At 72.7% G+C, this 15103-nt stretch carries 14 protein-coding genes, 1 pseudogene and 1 riboswitch; of the genes and pseudogenes, 13 read left to right on the forward strand and 2 right to left on the reverse strand.

What is annotated here, in order from left to right; genetic code table 11:
- Positions 1-34: 34 nt before the first annotated feature.
- The 10 genes and pseudogenes from ACZ4Z3_RS07145 to ACZ4Z3_RS07190 form a co-directional block, all read left to right on the forward strand.
- Positions 35-1063 (forward strand): MBL fold metallo-hydrolase, encoded by a 1029-nt coding sequence (locus ACZ4Z3_RS07145; protein ID WP_468500054.1) that lies wholly within the window; start codon positions 35-37, stop codon positions 1061-1063.
- A 117-nt stretch (positions 1064-1180) separates the two neighbouring features.
- Positions 1181-1320: riboswitch (cobalamin riboswitch) on the forward strand.
- Between the two features lie 114 nt (positions 1321-1434).
- A complete protein-coding gene (locus ACZ4Z3_RS07150; RefSeq protein WP_468500055.1) occupies positions 1435-2760 on the forward strand; it encodes a prenyltransferase/squalene oxidase repeat-containing protein in 1326 nt (441 codons plus the stop codon).
- Positions 2757-3482: an SCO2322 family protein gene (locus ACZ4Z3_RS07155; protein WP_468500056.1), complete on the forward strand. Its 726-nt coding sequence runs from the start codon at positions 2757-2759 to the stop codon at positions 3480-3482. The genes ACZ4Z3_RS07150 and ACZ4Z3_RS07155 overlap by 4 nt, the downstream gene beginning before the upstream one ends.
- A complete protein-coding gene (locus ACZ4Z3_RS07160) occupies positions 3475-4668 on the forward strand; it encodes an energy-coupling factor transporter transmembrane component T (RefSeq protein WP_468500057.1) in 1194 nt (397 codons plus the stop codon). Before ACZ4Z3_RS07155 ends, ACZ4Z3_RS07160 begins: the two co-directional genes overlap by 8 nt.
- Positions 4665-6491 carry an ABC transporter ATP-binding protein gene (locus ACZ4Z3_RS07165; protein ID WP_468500058.1) on the forward strand — a complete coding sequence of 609 codons (1827 nt, stop codon included), beginning with the start codon at positions 4665-4667 and terminating at the stop codon, positions 6489-6491. Before ACZ4Z3_RS07160 ends, ACZ4Z3_RS07165 begins: the two co-directional genes overlap by 4 nt.
- The gene (locus ACZ4Z3_RS07170) at positions 6488-7357 is read left to right on the forward strand and encodes an ECF transporter S component (protein WP_468500059.1); all 870 of its coding nucleotides are present in this window, start codon (positions 6488-6490) and stop codon (positions 7355-7357) included. The genes ACZ4Z3_RS07165 and ACZ4Z3_RS07170 overlap by 4 nt, the downstream gene beginning before the upstream one ends.
- Positions 7358-7665: 308 nt before the next feature.
- The gene (locus tag ACZ4Z3_RS07175) at positions 7666-8118 is read left to right on the forward strand and encodes an aggregation-promoting factor C-terminal-like domain-containing protein (protein WP_468500060.1); all 453 of its coding nucleotides are present in this window, start codon (positions 7666-7668) and stop codon (positions 8116-8118) included.
- A gap of 340 nt (positions 8119-8458) precedes the next feature.
- Positions 8459-9166: a hypothetical protein gene (locus ACZ4Z3_RS07180; protein ID WP_468500061.1), complete on the forward strand. Its 708-nt coding sequence runs from the start codon at positions 8459-8461 to the stop codon at positions 9164-9166.
- 101 nt (positions 9167-9267) lie between these two features.
- Entirely contained in the window at positions 9268-9981 is a 714-nt protein-coding gene (locus tag ACZ4Z3_RS07185) for a hypothetical protein (protein ID WP_468500062.1), read from the forward strand.
- Positions 9982-10289: 308 nt separating this feature from the next.
- Positions 10290-10472: pseudogene (locus ACZ4Z3_RS07190) on the forward strand (Fic family protein); the annotation flags it as partial.
- A gap of 194 nt (positions 10473-10666) precedes the next feature.
- On the opposite strand, the gene ACZ4Z3_RS07195 reads toward ACZ4Z3_RS07190, so the two are convergent.
- A complete protein-coding gene (locus ACZ4Z3_RS07195) occupies positions 10667-11101 on the reverse strand; it encodes an ATP-binding protein (RefSeq protein WP_468500063.1) in 435 nt (144 codons plus the stop codon).
- A gap of 93 nt (positions 11102-11194) precedes the next feature.
- On the opposite strand from ACZ4Z3_RS07195, the gene ACZ4Z3_RS07200 reads away from it, so the two are divergent.
- Positions 11195-12043, forward strand: a complete 849-nt coding sequence (locus ACZ4Z3_RS07200) for a helix-turn-helix domain-containing protein (protein ID WP_468500064.1) — start codon at positions 11195-11197, stop codon at positions 12041-12043.
- Positions 12003-12293: a DUF397 domain-containing protein gene (locus tag ACZ4Z3_RS07205; protein ID WP_468500065.1), complete on the forward strand. Its 291-nt coding sequence runs from the start codon at positions 12003-12005 to the stop codon at positions 12291-12293. Before ACZ4Z3_RS07200 ends, ACZ4Z3_RS07205 begins: the two co-directional genes overlap by 41 nt.
- On the opposite strand, the gene ACZ4Z3_RS07210 is transcribed toward ACZ4Z3_RS07205, so the two are convergent.
- A complete protein-coding gene (locus ACZ4Z3_RS07210) occupies positions 12277-13446 on the reverse strand; it encodes a steroid 3-ketoacyl-CoA thiolase (RefSeq protein WP_468500066.1) in 1170 nt (389 codons plus the stop codon). The genes ACZ4Z3_RS07205 and ACZ4Z3_RS07210 overlap by 17 nt on opposite strands.
- Before the next feature lie 372 nt (positions 13447-13818).
- Between ACZ4Z3_RS07210 and ACZ4Z3_RS07215 the strand changes: the two genes are divergently transcribed.
- Positions 13819-15042 (forward strand): esterase/lipase family protein, encoded by a 1224-nt coding sequence (locus ACZ4Z3_RS07215; protein ID WP_468500067.1) that lies wholly within the window; start codon positions 13819-13821, stop codon positions 15040-15042.
- Positions 15043-15103 lie beyond the last annotated feature (61 nt).

Raw genomic sequence — 15103 nt, forward strand, 5'->3', positions numbered from 1 at the left:
CGGCGATGGGGGAGCCCTTGACGAAGGAGATCCGATGACGCAGGTGTACGACCATGGCGGCGGCGTCCGGTCCCTTCGGGTCCCCATCCCGGACAACCCCCTGGGCCACACGCTCGTGTACGTCGTCGACACCGATCGCGGGCCCGTGCTCGTGGACACCGGCTGGGACGACCCGGCCTCCTGGGACACCCTGTGCGAGGGCCTCGTCGCGTGCGGTACGTCGGTCGGGGAGATCACCGGCGTGGTGATCACCCACCACCACCCGGACCACCACGGCCTCTCGGGCAAGGTGCGGGAGGCGTCCGGCGCCTGGCTGGCCATGCACGCGGCGGACGCGGCGGTCGTACGGCGGACGCGGGAGACGCGGCCGGAGCGCTGGTTCACGTACATGGCGGCCAAGTTGACGGCGGCCGGCGCGCCCGAGGAGCACGTGGCGCCGCTGCGCGCTCCGCGCGGTCGCCGCACCCTGCCCGGCCTCTCCCCCGCGCTCCCCGACCGCGAGATCGTCCCCGGCGAACTCCTGGACCTGCCCGGCCGCCGCCTCCGCGCGATCTGGACGCCCGGCCACACCCCGGGCCACGTCTGCCTGCACCTGGAGGAGGACCACCCGGCCGAACTGCCCGGCCGGGGGCGGCTGTTCTCCGGCGACCATCTCCTCCCCGAGATCAGCCCGCACATCGGCCTGTACGAGGACCCCGACGACACGACGGTGACCGACCCGCTCGGCGACTACCTCGACTCCCTCGAACGCGTCGCCCGGCTGGGCCCGGCCGAGGTCCTCCCGGCCCACCAGTACACGTTCACCGATGCCTCGGCCCGCGTACGGGAGCTGCTCACGCACCACCAGTCCCGCCTGACCGACCTGCGCTCCCTCCTCACCACCCCGCTCACGCCGTGGCAACTCGCCGAACGCATGGAGTGGAACCGCCCCTGGCCCCAGATCCCCTACACCTCGCGGAACATCGCCGTCGCCGAGGCGGAAGCCCACCTGCGCCGCCTGGTGAAACAGGGCCGAGCGGAGGCGGTCCCGGGAACCGACCCGGTGACGTACGTGGCGGCGTGAGACCGGACGCCGACGTACACCGCCTCGGCGGGCGCCGACCGAACGGGCCCCGCGCGCAGCACTCTCCCCGTCCGCATGTTTCCGAAGCCACCCTCCGGTGCGGGGGCCCTCGGGCTGTTGCCTACCGGCAGGTAGAGTGGCCGGGTCGTCACGCCCGTACAGGGGGAAGCCGGTGCAAATCCGGCGCTGACCCGCAACCGTGAGCCGAAGCCGTCCGCGCGATCGGCGAGTCGGACTGCCCTGTGCGGAACTGTGACCGGCTCGCGTCACCGGCGTCCGCCGGTGCACGGCACCGTCGAGGAATACGGAGCCGAGCCGCCCGGCGTCGCGCCGTGGCGCCCGGCTCCCGTCAGGGAGAGGCACCGCCGATCATGAATGTCCGCCGCAGCGCCGCGGTCGTCGCCGTACTGGCCGCCACAGCCGGGGTCGGCACCGGACTCGGTACCGGTGTCGCACCGGCCGCCCTCGCCGACGACACCGCCCCCGCCGCGCCGTCCGCGTCGCCCTCGCAGGCGATACCCACCGGTCTCTACGGGTCGACGGACCCCAAGTTCGACGGCGTCTGGCGGCAGTCGCTCGCGCTGGTCGCCCTCGACGCCGTGGGGGAGAAGCCCGGCGCCGGGGCCGTCGACTGGCTGCTCGGCCAGCAGTGCGCGAACGGGGCGTTCGCGGCGTACCGGCCCGACCCCAGCGCCCAGTGCGACGCCGAGACGGCCGTCGACACCAACAGCACGGCCGCCGCGGTGCAGGCGCTCGCCGCCGTCGGCGGGCACGACGCGCAGACCGAGCGGGCCGTCGGCTGGCTGAAGGACAACCAGAACGACGACGGCGGCTGGGGCTTCACCGCCGGCGGGCCCAGCGACGCGAACTCCACGTCCGTCGTCATCGGCGCGCTCGCTGCCGCGGGCGAGAAGCCCGCCAGGCAGAAGAAGGCCGGCCACTCCCCCCACGACGCCCTGCGCGCCCTCGCCCTCCCCTGCGCCGCCGGCACCGAGGGCAGCGGTGCCTTCGCCTACCAGCCCGACAAGAAGGGCGGGCTCGCCGCCAACGCCGACGCCACGGCCGCCGCCGTGGTCGGCAGTCTGGGTGAGGGGTTCGTGGTCGACGCCGCGAAGACCGGGGATTCGGGGAAGAGCGGGGACTCCGGAAACTCCGGGGCGACCGGGGAGTCCGGGGGCGCCGCCGGGTGCGTCGGCGGTACCTCGCCCGAGGACGCGGCCCACAACGGTGCCGTGTACCTCGCCGGGGCCCTCACCTCCGACGGCTACCTGAAGTCCGCCCTCCCGGGCGCCGAGGACCAGCCCGACCTCGGCAACACCGCCGACGCGGTCGTGGCACTGGCCGCCGCCGGGGACACGGAGGCCACCGCGAAGCCGCTCGCCTGGCTGGAGAAGAACTACGGCCCCTGGGCGGCGAAGTCCGGCCCCGCCGCGTACGCCCAGCTCATCCTCGCCGCGCACGCCGCCGGCACCGCCCCGCGCGACTTCGGCGGCGCGGACCTCGTGGCGCAGCTGACCGAGACGGGACCGGCGCGGGACGTGGACGACTACCGGAGCGTGCCGAGCGACGACCCCGCCGACGACGGCGGGGACGACGGGGGCATCGCGACCGGTGTGGTTCTGGGCGCCGGACTCGGCCTCGCGGCGCTGGCCGGGGCGGCACTGACCCGGCTCACCCGGAAGCGGCGACGGACATGACCCTCACCGGAGGGCGCGTCACTGCCGCGTCGGCGGCGACCCTGCTCGTGTTGTGCGTGCTGGTGGGGCTCGGCGGACCGGCCCATGCCGCCGCCTACCGGTACTGGTCCTTCTGGGACCGGGGGGCGGACGGCTCCGGCTGGGTGTACGCGACGCAGGGGCCGTCGACGGCGCGGCCCTCGGACGGGGACGTCCAGGGCTTCCGGTTCGCCGTCAGTGAGGACTCCGACGACGCCGCCGAGCCGCGCGGGGCCGCCCGCTTCGACGCCGTCTGCTCGGGTACGGCCGCCCGTGACGGGCACAAGCGGATCGCGCTGGTCCTCGACTTCGGCACGGCCGAGGACGCGCCGGCGGGTGAGACGCCCCCGCCGGCGCGCACCGCCTGTGCGCGCGTGCCGTCGGACGCGACCACCGCCGACGCGCTGGCCGCGGTGGCGAAGCCGCTCCGGTACGACACGAACGCGCTGCTCTGCTCGATCGCCGGATACCCCCGGAAGGGGTGCGGGGAGGCGATCGCCGACGACGGCCCCGATGCGCCCGGCACCTCCGACGCATCCGGCACGTCCGGCACGTCCGGCACGTCCGACGACTCGGCCGCCTCCGACAACGCCCGCACGTCCGACGAGAAGGGCCCGTCCGTCGGGCTGTTCGTCGGTGTCGGCGCCGTCGCGGTGCTCGGCGCGGCGGCGGTGTGGCAGGCCAGGCGACGCCGCCGTGGCTAGCCACGGACACCGGGCCGACCACCTGCATCCCCTCGCCTGGTGGCTCTGGGCCCTCGGGCTCGGTACCGCCGCGTCGCGCACCACCAACCCCCTCCTCCTGGCCCTCCTCATAGCCGTGGCGGGGTACGTCGTGGCGACGCACCGCACGGACGCCCCGTGGGCCCGCTCGTACACCGCGTTCGTGAAGCTCGGCCTGGCGGTGCTGGTCATCCGGCTGGGCTTCGCCGTGGTGCTGGGCTCGCCCGTCCCCGGCACGCACACCCTCCTCACACTCCCCGAAGTCCCGCTGCCCGACTGGGCGCAGGGCATCCGCCTGGGCGGCCGGGTGACCGCGGAGGGCGTGCTGTTCGCGTTGTACGACGGTCTGCGCCTGGCCGCGCTCCTGATCTGCGTCGGTGCCGCGAACGCCCTCGCCAACCCGGCCCGGCTGCTGAAGTCGCTGCCGGGCGCCCTGTACGAGGCGGGCGTGGCGGTGGTGGTGGCGATGACGTTCGCCCCGCATCTGGTGACGGACGTACAGCGGTTGCGGGCCGCGCGGCGGCTGCGCGGGCGCCCCGACCGGGGCATCCGCGGGCTGCTCCAGGTCGGACTGCCGGTGCTGGAGGGCGCGTTGGAACGGTCGGTGGCCCTGGCCGCCGCGATGGACTCACGCGGGTACGGCCGCACGGCCGAGGTCCCGGCCCGCGTCCGCCGCACGACGGCCGCACTGACCCTCGGCGGACTGCTGGGCGTCTGCGCGGGAACGTACGGCGTCCTGACCGCGGCCGGCGGCACCTACGGTCTCCCCGTCCTGCTCACCGGCCTCGCCGCCGCCCTCGCGGGCCTGCGTCTGGGCGGCCGTCGCTCGCCCCGGACGCGCTACCGGCCTGACCCGTGGGGCGTACGGGCGTCCCTGGTGGGGGCGTCGGGCACGGCCGTCGCCGCCCTCCTGATCCTCTGCGAGGCGTACGACTCCGCCGCCCTGCACCCCACCGTCGTCCCCCTCACCGCCCCGGACCTCCCGCTGTGGCCGGCCGCCGCGCTCCTGGTGGGCCTGCTGCCGTCGTTCGCGGTGCCCGGTCCGCCGCCCCCGGCGACCTCCGCGAAAACCTCCGCGCCCGCCACCCCCACGACCGCCACCGCCACCGCCACCGCCCGCATGACAACTGCCCCCACGGTCACCGCTCCCAGCAAGGAAGACGCATGATCCGCTTCGAGGACGTGTCCGTCACGTACGAAGGTGCGGCCGAACCCACCCTCCGGGGCGTCGACTTCGAGGTACCGGAGGGGGAACTCGTCCTGCTGGTCGGGCCGTCGGGTGTCGGCAAGTCGACCGTGCTGGGCGCGGTGAACGGACTCGTGCCGCACTTCACCGGGGGCACCCTGCGCGGCCGGGTCACGGTGGCCGGCCGGGACACCCGTACGCACAGGCCGCGCGAACTCGCCGACGTGGTGGGCGTGGTGGGCCAGGATCCGCTCGCCCACTTCGTCACGGACACCGTCGAGGACGAACTCGCGTACGGCATGGAGTCGCTGGGCCTGGCGCCGGACGTGATGCGGCGGCGGGTGGAGGAGACGCTGGACCTCCTCGGCCTCGCCGGCCTCCGCGACCGGCCCATCGCGACGCTCTCCGGCGGGCAGCAGCAGCGAGTCGCCATCGGCTCGGTGCTGACCCCGCACCCCGGCGTCCTGATCCTTGACGAGCCGACCTCCGCGCTGGACCCTGCGGCGGCGGAGGAGGTCCTGGCGGTGCTCCAGCGTCTGGTCCACGACCTCGGCACGACGGTCCTGATGGCGGAGCACCGCCTCGAACGCGTCATCCAGTACGCCGACCAGGTCGTCCTCCTCCCCGCGCCGGGCGCCCGCCCCGTCCTGGGCACCCCCGCCGAGGTGATGGCCGTCTCCCCGGTCCACCCCCCGGTGGTGGCCCTGGGCCGCCTCGCCGACTGGACGCCGCTCCCCCTGACGGTGCGGGACGCCCGCCGCCGGGCGGCGCCCCTTCGAGCCCGCCTGGCCTCCCACACCCCGCCCGACACCACCCCCGCCCGGGGGCGCGGGGAACTCCGCGCCCAGCCACCCACCGCCCCCACCCGGCCCACGCCACAGCACCCCACCCCCTCCCCCGAACCCGCCTTCCCCCGAATCCGCCGCCTCCTCTCCCGCACACCGCCCCCGGCTCGGATCAGCACACCCGAGCCGGCCACCGCGCCCGCAGCCCCCTCCGCCCTCCCGGAAGCCACCCCGCCGGCACCCCTCGCCGAAGTCACCTCGCTCGCGGTGCGACGCGGCAGCGTCCCCGCCCTCCGCCGCGTGGACCTCACCGTCACCCCCGGCGAGACCCTCGCCCTCATGGGCCGCAACGGCGCCGGCAAGTCCACCCTCCTGTCCGCGATGGTCGGCCTGGTGCCCCCGACGGCCGGTTCCGTGCACGTCGGCGGAGCGCGACCGCACCGGACGGCGCCGAGGGACCTCGTACGCCGGGTCGGTCTCGTCCCCCAGGACCCGAGGGACCTGCTGTACGCGGACACCGTCGCCGCCGAGTGCGCGGCGGCGGACGGGGACGCGGGCGCGGAGCCGGGCACGTGCCGCCGGCTGGTGGAGGAACTGTTGCCCGGAGTGACGGACGCGACGCACCCCCGTGATCTGTCGGAGGGCCAGCGGCTGGCGCTCGCCCTCGCGGTCGTACTGACGGCCCGGCCACCGCTGCTGCTCCTCGACGAGCCGACCCGGGGACTCGACTACGCGGCCAAGGCCCGCCTGGTCTCCACCCTGCGCGGGCTCGCCGCCGAGGGCCACGCCATCGTGCTGGCCACGCACGACGTGGAGCTGGCGGCGGAGCTGGCCGACCGCGTGCTGATCCTCGCCGACGGTGAGGTGGTCGCCGACGGCCCGACCGCCGAGGTGGTCGTCGGCTCCCCGTCCTTCGCCCCCCAGGTCACGAAGATCCTGGCCCCGCAGAAATGGCTGACCACGACCCAGGTGAGCCACGCCCTCACCGCCCTGCGAGCGGCCGAACGGGAGCGACCGTGACGAACACCCCGCGCTCGACCGACCCCCGCCCCAATCCCAACCCGCACCCACCGCGCCACCCCCGCCCCGTCCCCCTCTCCCCCCGCTCCCTCCTCGCCCTCGCGCTCGTCAGCCTCATCGGTCTGGCCGCCTTCGCCTGGCCTTTCTTCGCGTCCCCCGAATCGCAGGTCGGCGCGCACGCGCAGGACGCCCCCTGGCTGTTCGCCGGTCTGCTCGTGCTGCTCGTCGGTGTCGTGGCCGCGACGATCTCCGAGGCGGGGATGGGCGCGAAGGCGGTGGCGATGCTCGGGGTGCTCGCGGCGACCGGCGCCGCGCTGCGCCCGATCGGGGCGGGGACGGCGGGCCTGGAGCCCATGTTCTTCCTGATGGTGCTCAGCGGCCGCGTCCTCGGTCCGGGCTTCGGCTTCACGCTCGGCGCGGTGACGATGTTCTCGTCGGCGCTGCTGACCGGCGGTGTCGGGCCGTGGCTGCCGTTCCAGATGCTGTCGATGGGCTGGTTCGCGATGGGCGCCGGGCTGCTGCCGGGCGCCCGGCGGCTGCGGGGCCGCGCCGAACTCGCGCTGCTCGCGGCGTACGGCTTCGTCGCGGCCTTCGCCTATGGCACGGTCATGAACCTCTACGGCTGGCCCTTCATCGACGCGCTCGCCTCGAACATCGCCTTCCACGCGGACGCCTCCCCCGCCGCCAACCTCGCCCGGTTCCTCGCGTACTGCCTGGCCACCTCCCTCGGCTGGGACCTGGGCCGGGCCGTGGTCACCGTCGCCCTGACCCTGACGCTCGGTACCCCGGTGCTGCGGGCGCTGCGGCGGGCCACGCGCCGGGCCGCCTTCGAGAGCGCGGTCACATTCGACCCGCCCACTCCCTGAACGCGGAGTCGGGCCTCGTGCACGGAGCGTCGGGTGCGCGGTGAACCACCCCACAGGGCGCAGGTCACATACGAAGCGGGACCGTAGATCGAACAGCGTGGCATGCCCACGTCGCAACGGCCGCTGACCTGCGGATTGAGAGCCAGGTCACAGAGCACCCATTCCATCCGTATACGGCCACAACTAGCAAAAGGGGTGTTTGCGGACAGGTACTCCGGGCTGTTTCTGTGGACGAGTCGCACGGCGCCGACCACCCGCACGGGCTCGGCGCCGACGTACGCCCCCACCGCATCGCATGTGGTGAAGGCATGCCCGCGACGTCAACGTCCCCGAAGAAAAGGTTCCCCGTGACTCGCACCCTTCTCCGCCGCATCGCCTCCCCGAAGAAGGCCCTCGCCGGTACCGCCGTCGTCGCCGCCACCGCCGGTGCGCTGCTCACCGCCGTGCCCGCGCAGGCCGCGACCTCGGAGGCCGCGCAGGCCCAGGCGACCGCGAAGAAGATGATCGCGAACTCCGCTCAGTACACCTGTTTCTCCAACATCGTCGACCACGAGAGCGACTGGAACCCCAACGCGACGAACGCGTCCTCCGGTGCCTACGGCCTGGTCCAGGCTCTCCCCGGTTCGAAGATGGCCTCCGCCGGTTCCGACTGGAAGACCAACGCCGCCACGCAGATCAAGTGGGGCCTGGACTACATGAAGGACCGCTACGGCAGCCCGTGTGGCGCGTGGAACTTCTGGCAGGCCAACCACTGGTACTGATGCGGCACGCGCGACCCACGCGCGACCGGCTGGACCCCAGCTGAAGGCGGCGGCCCCCGATCCCCGGGCCGCCGCCTTCGCCCGTCCTCGGGAGCCGCCTCCGCCCGTCCTCGTCCGGGTCAGCGCGCATGCCCGCCGGCGACGGGTTTCCCTTTGGGGACAGCCGATCAGTCGGCGCTCTGCCCTCCTGGACGCTGCCCCAAGAGACAATTCCGCCCACCCCCCGCCCACTCGTAGGTTCGTCGCGATCCCGGGGGCGGCTCAGGGCGATGCCCGGCCGCCGACCGGACCCCTCTCCGTACGACCAGTGCGGCGACCCGTGTGACGAGGAGAAACCACCATGCGCAACCGCATCACCGCGACCGTCGTGGCGGCAGCGGCCTCCGTGGCCCTGCTCGGCGGCTCCGGCCAGGCGACCGCCGCCGACACCGCGCCCGCCGCGCCGTCGCAGCTGACCGTGGACGCCTACAAGACATGGCTGAAGAGGGCGCCCGGCGGCGGCCCCACGCTCAAGGCGTTCAGCAGGCTGCCCGCGCCCAAGCAGCGGGCGTTCGTCGGCTATCTGCAGAACGCCCGCGTGTTCAGGGCGTTCGGTGTCACGCAGTCCGGCGACATCCCGAGCAAGGCGAAGACGAAGACCGTCCGCTACAACAAGGACGTCACCTTCACGAGCACCACGGTCGCCGCGTCCCGTACGGCGGAGTCCGTGAAGACGATCAGCCTGTCCGTCACGGCGACCGAGCGGATCTTCGACATCCCGGTCACCAGTGCCACGACCACGTTGTCCTACGAGACGGGCAAGGACGGCCTGATCACCGGCAAGGGCCGGAAGGCGGGCCACAAGGGCACCAACTTCAACGCCGCCTTCACGGTGAAGGCCGGGGCGACGACGATCGGCCCCGAGGCGAACATGCTGGACGCCATCACCAACTGGACCGCCACGCCCCGCTTCAAGAGCGCGGGCACCAAGCCGATCAAGAAGCTCCAGGTCCTGACCGGCCTGGGCGACCACGGCACGGCGACGACGTTCAGGACCGTCGGGAGCTGACACCGCCGTGCGGGCCAGAGGGAGCGGGCCCCGGGCACGGGTCCGCCCCTGGTGCGGAAATCGGGTTGAGGCGAAGCCCATCCCGGCAGAACATGTGCGCGATGGCTTACAACCCTCTACTCAGCCCCGGAACCTTGACCTGGGACGAGGTCGATCCCCGTCGGCATCCGTTCGACGCCGCCGAGGCCGCCGAAGCAATCCGCGCCCTCGCCCCCGCGCGCCGCGCCCCCCTTCGTCCGGCCGGCCACGCCGCCTACAGCGACATCATTCAGTGGTCCCACGGGGCGGGTCGGGAGTGGGCCGACGAAATGAGCCTCGCCATGGTCGAGCGGTGGGGCCGCTGGACCGTCGGCTGGCGCTGGGCGCACGACGAGGGCGACTACGACGGCGGCCCGGTCGGCGCCTGGTGCTGTCCGCGCGACTCGATCAGCGCCACCGACCCGGAGGAGACCCTCGACCGGATCGCGGAGGCGCTGTGCGAGTGGCGGGAATGGCTGGAGGACACTGCCGACCGCTTCGACCACTACCCGCTGGACAGCATGCCCGCCGAGGACCGCCAGGACGCCTGGGAGCGCGCCACCGTCCGCCTGGTCACCCAGGTCGTGGACCGCACGGGCGGCGGCAGCGGCTGGCAGGGCCACTGCCGACAGGTCCTCATCTGGTTCCTGACCCGCTGGGGCGTGGCCGACGAGACCGCCCGGGCACGGGTCGACAAGGCGATCGGCGGCCGCTTCCTCAGCTGGACCACGCCCGAGCGCACCCTCATGGACGACGTGGCGGAACGCCTCGCGATCTCCCTCGAGGCCGGCCCCTGAGCACGCCCCGCCCGGCCGCCGCCCCGGACCACCTACGGATATGGCAGGCCCTCCGCGAGACGGTCCCCTGGCATCGCGCACGCGCAGTCACCCCGCACGGGTTCCTTCCCGCCGGCCCGCACGAACGCCTCCCAGTCGTACCGGTCGCCCCGATAGAAGACGGGGCGGTGCAGGACATCCACGCCCACGACCACCAGCGGTCCCCGGTACGTGCCGTCCGCCTGCGCGCCGCCCTCGACCGGGCCCGCGCCGACGCCGCCGCCGGACTGCCCCTCACCTTCGACCGCCTCGCCACCTGGCAGCGTCACGTGCTGGGCCTGCCGACGCGTCCGGCGTTCCGCACCGCCCCGGCGTACGCCAAGGAGGGCCGCGAACGCTACGGCACCGGCGCCGACCTTCCGGACCGCCTCACCGACTGCCTCGCACAGAGCGCGGAGCCGACCCTCGCGCTCCCGGCCCGCGCCGCCCGCGCCTACCTCGACGTGTGCTTCTTCCACCCGTTCGACGACGGCAACGCCCGCGCCGCGTTCCTGACGCTGACGTACGTGCTGGCCCGGGACGGGGTCGCGCTGGACGAAGTGGGGCCCGTACGCCGGGTGCCCCGCCGCGCCGACGACCCCGGCGGCGCGCTCTCCCTGGCCGACCTCGTCGCCGTGCTCATCTCGGGCACCGCCCGTCGCGCCGTTCACGCGGACCGCTCCTCTCCGCCGCACCGGCACTCGAACCAGACGGTCTTGCCGCCGCGCCACCTGCCCACACCCCATGTGTCCGCCACGGCGTCGACCAGCACGAGCCCCCGGCCGCCCTCCGCGTAGGGCGACATGTCGGTGCGCAGGACGGGGAGTTGATCCGACCCGTCCGTCACCTCCACCCGGACCCCGGCCGGCGACCGCAGCAACAGCAGGGTGCAGCGGCGGTCCGGGACGTGCCGTACGACGTTGGCGAGCAGTTCCGTGACCCCGAGTTCCACCGCGTCGGTCAGTTCCGGCATCTCCCACTGGTCGAGGTACGAGCGGACGATGCGGCGGATGTGATGCGCGGAGTGCTCACCGACGGTGAAGCACATCCGGTGCTGGGCGGGACGAGCACCCAGAACGATGGGGGGAATGTATCCGTTCACACCACAAGGGTGACCTGGCGCAACTACTGTCGGCGACAGAACGGACACAACCTGTTCAACAGTGAGTTCAAGCTTCAACGAGGGGACAGCACCATGACCCAGATCAACACCCTCGACCCCGGTGCCTCACCGCTCGACTACTACGGCTACGAGCTGCGGCGCTGCCGGGAGGCCGCGGGCCTGACACAGAAGCAGTTGGGGAGCATCCTGGGCTATACGGCATCGCTGATCGGCCAGATCGAGACGGCGAGGAAGGTTCCGACGCTGGAGTTCAGCGAACGGGCAGACGTGGCGCTGGGAACTGATGGGCTGCTGTCGCGCCTCCTGACGCTGGTGATGCGCAGCCAACTCCCGAGCTGGTTTCAACAGGTGGCGGAGCTGGAAGCACGAGCCACAGCGATCCACGTCTTCCAACCGCTACTGGTGCACGGCCTGCTTCAGACAGAAGCCTACGCGGGTGCCGTGTTCAGCGCCGTGAACGACCGTGACCTGGACAATCGCATCGCGGCGCGTATGGCACGGCAGCGCATCTTCGAGAAGGACAAGCCGCCGGTGTTCTGGGCGGTACTCGGCGAGGCCGTGCTCTACCAGAGGCTTGGCGGCACTGACGTGATGCGAGGCCAACTGCTGAAACTGTTGGCCTGTGAGAAGAACCCGTACGTCAACATCCAGGTACTACCGTTCGCTGCCGGAAGCCACGCCGGCTTCCCAGGAGCGTTCGACGTCTTCCGTTTCTCGAACGACCCCACCATCGTGTACAGCGAGGACTACGAAACGGGCCACGCGACCGCCAATCCAGACGCGGTCGAAAACCGCATGCTCCGTTACGATCATCTGCAAGCTGCCGCTTTGTCTGTCAAGGACTCGGTGGAGCTGATCCGGCATGTGATGGAGGAACGCTATGGGGAGCATCCCTCGCCTGACCAGCGCCCGATGGCGTAAGTCGAGCTACAGCACAGACACCGGCGGCTCCTGCGTCGAATGCGCCCCACTCGGCCCCCTCGCCTGGCGTAAGTCCAGCTACAGCGGCGACGAGGGCGGGCAGTGTCTAGAGATCGCCGGACTCCCCGCCCCCTCCCCCACCCCCACCCTCCTCATCCGTGACTCCAAGAACCCGGCGGGACCCCATCTCACCCTGGGCCCCGCCGCGTTCACCACCTTCCTCGGCTGGGCCTCTACAGCCGCTGGATGATCGTCCCGGTGGCGAGACCGCCCCCGGCGCACATCGTCACCAGGGCGAACTCCTTGTCCGTGCGCTCCAGTTCATGCAGTGCCGTCGTGATGAGCCGCGCCCCCGTCGCACCCACCGGGTGACCGAGCGCGATCGCACCGCCGTTCACGTTGACCTTCTCCAGGTCCTGCTCGAAGACGCGCGCCCAGCTCAAGACCACTGACGCGAACGCCTCGTTGATCTCGACGAGGTCGATGTCGCGGAGCGACATCCCCGCCTTGCCCAGCACCGCCTTCGTCGCGTCGATCGGGCCGTCGAGGTGGAAGTGGGGGTCGGAGCCCACGAGGGCCTGGGCGACGATCCGGGCCCTCGGCCGTAGCTTCAGCGCCCGCGCCATCCGCTTCGACGCCCACATGATCGCCGACGCGCCGTCGCTGATCTGGGAGGAGTTGCCGGCGGTGTGCACGGCGGTCGGCATGATCGGTTTCAGGCGCGCGAGCGCCTCCGCGGACGTGTCCCTGAGTCCCTCGTCCCGGTCCACGAGGCGCCACATGCCCTGCCCGGCGGCCTGCTCCTCCTCGGTCGTGGGGACCTGGACGGCGAACGTCTCCTTCTTGAAGCGTTCCTCGGCCCAGGCGACGGCGGCCCGTTCCTGCGAGAGCAGGCCGAGCGCGTCGACGTCCTCCCGTGTCAGGTCCCGGTGGCGGGCGATGCGTTCGGCCGCCTCGAACTGGTTGGGGAGGTCGACGTTCCACTCGTCGGGGAACGGTTTGCCGGGGCCGTGCTTGGAGCCAGACCCGAGCGGCACACGGGACATCGCCTCGACGCCGCAGCTGATGCCGACGTCGATGACCCCGGCCGCGACCATGTTGGCCACCATGTGCGACGCCTGCTGCGAGGAGCCGCACTGGCAGTCGACGGTCGTCGCGGCCGTCTCGTACGGCAGGCCCATGGTCAGCCAGGCCGTACGCGCGGGGTTCATGGACTGCTCGCCGGCGTGGGTGACCGTGCCGCCGACGATCTGCTCGACGCAGTCGGCGGGGATGCCGGTGCGGCCGAGGAGCTCACGGTAGGTCTCGCCCAGCAGATAGGCGGGGTGCAGATTGGCGAGCGCGCCACCGCGCCTGCCGATGGGGGTGCGTACTGCTTCGACGATCACGGGTTCCGCGGCCATGGGGATCCTCTCAACGGTTACCCGCGCGGCGCGGGGCGTCCCGGCCCGGCCCGCCACGCAGAACTAGTACGCGTTCTAGTTCTCCTGACAGCGTGCCGATGTGACACACATCGCCGCAAGGGTCGTGCACGGCGCACACGCGATCCGCAGGCGGATTCCCATGTGCGCGGGCGCACCACGCGCGCGGGAAACCGGAGGTCACCCCGGCTCTCACGGCGCGCCACTGGGCCGCGGGGGTGACACCGTGAAGGTAATCGCCTCTCGCTCCCGCTCCCTTCGTACGGATGAAGCGCCCGGTGTCGCGTGGCAGGCCCTCGGTGGCGCTGCTGCGATGTGAGGGTCCGTGCCACCCCGCAGAAGGAGACGACCACGTTGTCCGAGCAACAGCACGAGCAGGCGGAGCGGAGCGTCGGGGAGTTCACCCTCGCCACCCCCGTGAGCGCCGAACCGACGGCACCCCGGACGTACACGGCACCCGAACCGGACGCGCGGTGGGAGCTGCCGCACGGCTTCGCGCACGTCTTCCACGGCGAGGGCAACCAGGCCATCACGAGGCCGGTGCTCATGGCCGACGGCTTCGACCTCGGCAGGAGCGAACTGGAGCGGCTGTACGCCGGCCTCGACGGCGGCGCCTACCCGCTGTTGAGCGAGCTGCGCCGCCGGGGCCGTGACGTCATCCTGATCGGCTTCGACGAGCGCGGCGCCTCCCTCCTGGACAACGCCGACGCCGCGATCTCAGCGATCCTGCGGAGCCGCGCCGAGCAGTTGGGTGACACGCGGCTGACCGTGGGCGGCTTCGGCATGGGCGGCCTGGTCACCCGTTATGCCCTCGCCAAGCTGGAGACGCAGCGGATGGACCACCGCACCGCCGTGTACTTCTCCTACGACACCCCGCACCGCGGGGCCGTCGTCCCCGTCGGCCTCCAGGCGTTCTCGCACTTCATCCCGGTGCCGAACCCGTTCGCCCGGCAGATGAACAGCCCGGCCGCCCGGCAGATGCTGTGGCGGCACTTCAACCCGGTGACCGGCGACACCGCCATCGCCATCGAGCGCACGCAGTTCCTGACCGCGCTGTCCAAGGTCGGCGGCTGGCCCACCGTGCCGAGGAGACTGGCGCTCGCCAACGGCCGCGGGGACGGCACGGGCCTCGCGATCCCGCCCGGTGAGACCGCGCTGAAGGTGGAGCGGATCTTCCCGGGGACGACCTTCCACACCCAGGCGCAGGGCAAGGACATCATCGTCGCCGAGCTGAAACGGCGGTTCCCGCCGGCCGAGCGGACGGTGCTGACCAGCGACTTCGCCGAGTTCGACGGCGCGCCCGGCGGCACTCTCCGCTCGTACGGCATCCTCGCCGACATACTGAGGAAGTCCGGTGCGGGCATCGACCTGCGGCACGAGCACATCTGCTTCGTCCCCACGGTCAGCGCGGTCGCGATCCGCGACCTCGACCAGCAGAAGGACCTGTACGCCGCCGTGGACGGCCTGGACCCGGACGAGTCCGAGGCCGACGACTTCATCTGCTCCTCGGAGACCACGGCACACACCGCCATCACCCCGGAACTCGGCGAGTGGCTCCTGGACCGGCTGCCCGACTGACCGGGGCCCGACGGATTCGGGTCGCCGTAGCCCTTGCTACTTGTAGAACGCGTTACTACGG

The sequence above is a fragment of the Streptomyces sp. NPDC030296 genome (assembly GCF_055572815.1).

Coding starts and splice junctions, on each gene's coding strand:
- ACZ4Z3_RS07205 (WP_468500065.1), top strand. CDS start 12,003: ATGGGGAGCATCCCTCGCCTGACCAGCGCCCGATGGCGTAAGTCGAGC.
- ACZ4Z3_RS07210 (WP_468500066.1), bottom strand. CDS start 13,446: ATGGCCGCGGAACCCGTGATCGTCGAAGCAGTACGCACCCCCATCGGC.
- ACZ4Z3_RS07145 (WP_468500054.1), top strand. CDS start 35: ATGACGCAGGTGTACGACCATGGCGGCGGCGTCCGGTCCCTTCGGGTC.
- ACZ4Z3_RS07155 (WP_468500056.1), top strand. CDS start 2,757: ATGACCCTCACCGGAGGGCGCGTCACTGCCGCGTCGGCGGCGACCCTG.
- ACZ4Z3_RS07185 (WP_468500062.1), top strand. CDS start 9,268: ATGGCTTACAACCCTCTACTCAGCCCCGGAACCTTGACCTGGGACGAG.
- ACZ4Z3_RS07200 (WP_468500064.1), top strand. CDS start 11,195: ATGACCCAGATCAACACCCTCGACCCCGGTGCCTCACCGCTCGACTAC.
- ACZ4Z3_RS07165 (WP_468500058.1), top strand. CDS start 4,665: ATGATCCGCTTCGAGGACGTGTCCGTCACGTACGAAGGTGCGGCCGAA.
- ACZ4Z3_RS07150 (WP_468500055.1), top strand. CDS start 1,435: ATGAATGTCCGCCGCAGCGCCGCGGTCGTCGCCGTACTGGCCGCCACA.
- ACZ4Z3_RS07175 (WP_468500060.1), top strand. CDS start 7,666: ATGCCCGCGACGTCAACGTCCCCGAAGAAAAGGTTCCCCGTGACTCGC.
- ACZ4Z3_RS07180 (WP_468500061.1), top strand. CDS start 8,459: ATGCGCAACCGCATCACCGCGACCGTCGTGGCGGCAGCGGCCTCCGTG.